This window comes from Phyllobacterium sp. P5_D12, assembly GCF_054049495.1.
Map to the genome: position 1 here is coordinate 1 of NZ_JBFUMG010000555.1, position 2,903 is coordinate 2,903.

Here is a 2,903-nt window from a genome sequence, read left to right on the forward strand (position 1 = left end):
GTTCTCGCGATGGAGACGGGCAAGATCAAGCAAGCCTGTCCTTTCGCCAAAACGCTTGTCGGCCTCCTGAATGGCGATAACGTCCGCGCCAATTTCGCCAATCACGTGGGCAACGCGATCTGGGTCGAATTTCTTATCGATCCCGACGCATTTGTGGACATTGTAGGAAGCAATCAGCAGATCGTTACGCACGACTCGGGTAATGCCAGCCGGGCGTTTGTTACGGTTCCTGACCGCGGCGAAAATGCTGGCGGAGACGCTGGGTCTGGTGTGCCGCATCGGCTTCTTGCTGTCCATCGCTTAGAGATATGTCGGGATGCCAAGAATGGCAAGCGAATGAGTAGACGGGGTTAACAACCGGCGATAGTCGTGTTCGCTTAAAACCTGTTCCCGACCATATGCGCCAGTTGCGCACCGACTTCATAGTATCCTTCACGGATTGCCCGCAATCCCTGCTCCTTTGGCACGGTTACTGGTAGTGGCAAGTCCGCTTCGGTGATCTTGCCGACTATATGCTCAGCAAGAAGACGGCCGAATACTGTGCCCGGCGCGATGCCGCGGCCATTATAACCGCTGAAACTGATGATGTTCGGGGCGAGCGCGTGGAAGCGCGGCAGACTGTCACTCGTCATGCCGATCTTGCCGTACCATCCAGCTTCAAATTTTACATCCTTGATCTGTGGAAATAGCTTGCGGATGGATCTCGCAGCCCACGCCTTGTGCACGGCCATGCCGGTACCGCGCAATGCACCGACGCTACCGAAAATCAGTCGCCCTGCCCGGTCCATGCGGAAGGAGCTCAATATTTCTCTCGTATCCCAGCCGCCCTGCTTTTCGGGAAGGACAGTTTTCCGCACTTCTTCCGGCAGCGGCGCTGTGGCGAAATTGAAATAGGGGAGATGCAGAAGTTCCGCCCGCAATTCCGGCCAAGGCGATGTCGTGTAGGCGTTGGTCGCAACGATTACCCAGTCAGCGGTAATCGTGCCTGAAGATCCTCGTAAAATCCAACGCTTACCCGAACGCTCCGTCGCCATTATCGGCGTCCTGGTATAAACAGCAGCGCCGGCATCGAGAGCAGCTACCGCGAGCCCGCGAACATAGCCCAACGGCTGTATTGTGCCCGCCCTGTTATCCAGCAATGAAGCCATGTATGCATTGGAGCCCACCTTGGCGGCGGTTTGTTTTGCATCCAGCAGTCGAACCGCAGCGCCACGGGCGAGCCACTGTTCGGCCCGTTGCTCCAGCTGCTTCAGCCCGTCCTGGCCAACCGCACAGTGCAACGTGCCTTTGCGCTCGAGTTCGCAGTCAATGTTGTATTTATCAACAAGATTGAAAACCGATTGCGGCGCGTTTCCGAGCAGCTCCAGGAGGCGCTCGCCATGAACCTCTCCCAATACCCCCGGCAGATCATTTGGCATGACCCACATACCCGCGTTGACGAGGCCGACATTTCTGCCTGAGCCGCCGTACCCTATCTCAACGGCATCGACGACTGCCACCTTCGTTCCTGCTTCGGCCAGATGCAAAGCCGCAGAAAGCCCGGTAAAGCCTGCACCGACCACCGCCACATCGACGGAGATATCCCCATCCAGCCGTTCCGTCTTCGGCGCGGGTGGCGCGGTCCTTTCCCACAGGCCGTGGGAATGTTCATCATTCAGCATGGGATCACCGTCAGGTCGGCCGGAGAAAACCGGCTTATAATCATGTCGTTATAGGGTGTGGCCTTGCCAACGGAAATGAAATTTCTTGAAGACATGATGCGGTCACCGAATGATCAAGGGTACTGTCGGTCGTTCGGTGACCTGATCGGCTATCCAGGTGAAGAAGCTTTGTGCCAAAACGTTCTCCTTTTTGTGGTCGGGCACCACAAGATAGTAGCTATTCTCGGTCTGGAGTGGCTGCTCGAACAGCACGAGCAAACGCCCTGATGCGACCTCTTGCTCAATCAAATAACGGGGCAGCAATGCGAAGCCCAGACCGGCGAGCGCTGCCTCTATAACCATGGAAAAATGTTCAAATCGGTGCCCCTTGTAGGGCGTGGCAATCTCTGCCTGTACTGTTTCGAACCAGGAGGCCCAAGCCTTGGGCCGTGTCGAGAGATGCAACAATGGCGCTGAGCTTGCCAGTTCGGCTGGTGTCTTGACGGGATTGGCCGCGCAAAGCTTCGGGCTCCCCACGGGTACAATCAGTTCACTGCAGAGATAGGTGCATGTGGCATGCGCCCACACCGGCTGGCCATAGTGGATGGCCAGATCGAAAGGCTCCTCCTCGAAATCGAAGGGTTCCGACCGCGATGCGACGCTGAGCGCCATTTCGGGATGGCGGCGCAAGAAATCGGGAAGCCTTGGCATCAACCAGCGGCTGCCGAAGGTAGGCAAGGTGGCTATATTGAGGGATGATGCCGACTGTGACGCCGCCATGGCACGCAGCATCGTCTCTTCAGTCAAACCGAGCAGGCGCCGCACTTCCGGAAGAAACTTCTGCCCTGCATCGGAAAGAACAACACGCTGACGAATGCGCTCGAACAACAGCACGCCGATCTGGCCTTCGAGTTCGCTCATCTGCCGGCTGACAGCACTTTGCGTAAGATTGAGCTCTCTCGCCGCTTGAGTAAAACTGCCATGCCGCGCCGCACATTCGAATGTCTGCAGAATATCGATGTCCGGGATCAATCTGCGGCTTAACTTCATTCTTATCTCGCATCAACCCAGTTTGAATCGTCGCAATCCTTGGGCCATTATCTTATCTATAATCCAGTTTAAGCATGACGGCGATAAAATTTGCTGTCGCACCACTGCAACGGAACCATCATTGTGAAATCAACAAGTTTTGTCTCGACAGATGCTATCCGCGCATCTTTCTCTTCAGCCATGTCATCCATGTACCGGACGGAAGTTCCCGCC

At 56.1% G+C, this 2,903-nt stretch carries 3 protein-coding genes; all 3 read right to left on the minus strand.

The genetic code is table 11. The features are described 5' to 3' along the window. A partial coding sequence (locus tag ACXJ5O_RS23395; protein WP_457301995.1) for an endonuclease/exonuclease/phosphatase family protein occupies positions 1 to 279 on the minus strand: 279 nt, incomplete at its 3' end. A gap of 98 nt (positions 280 to 377) precedes the next feature. Then, positions 378 to 1,661, minus strand: coding sequence for an NAD(P)/FAD-dependent oxidoreductase (locus tag ACXJ5O_RS23400; RefSeq protein ID WP_457301996.1), 1,284 nt, complete (start codon positions 1,659 to 1,661; stop codon positions 378 to 380). A gap of 102 nt (positions 1,662 to 1,763) precedes the next feature. Then, complete coding sequence (locus ACXJ5O_RS23405; protein WP_457301997.1) at positions 1,764 to 2,690, minus strand: LysR family transcriptional regulator; 927 nt, start codon at positions 2,688 to 2,690, stop codon at positions 1,764 to 1,766. Positions 2,691 to 2,903 lie beyond the last annotated feature (213 nt).

Bases quoted from the DNA above. Each gene is read 5' to 3' on its own strand.
- ACXJ5O_RS23400 (WP_457301996.1), bottom strand. From the start codon at position 1,661: ATGCTGAATGATGAACATTCCCACGGCCTGTGGGAAAGGACCGCGCCA.
- ACXJ5O_RS23405 (WP_457301997.1), bottom strand. From the start codon at position 2,690: ATGAAGTTAAGCCGCAGATTGATCCCGGACATCGATATTCTGCAGACA.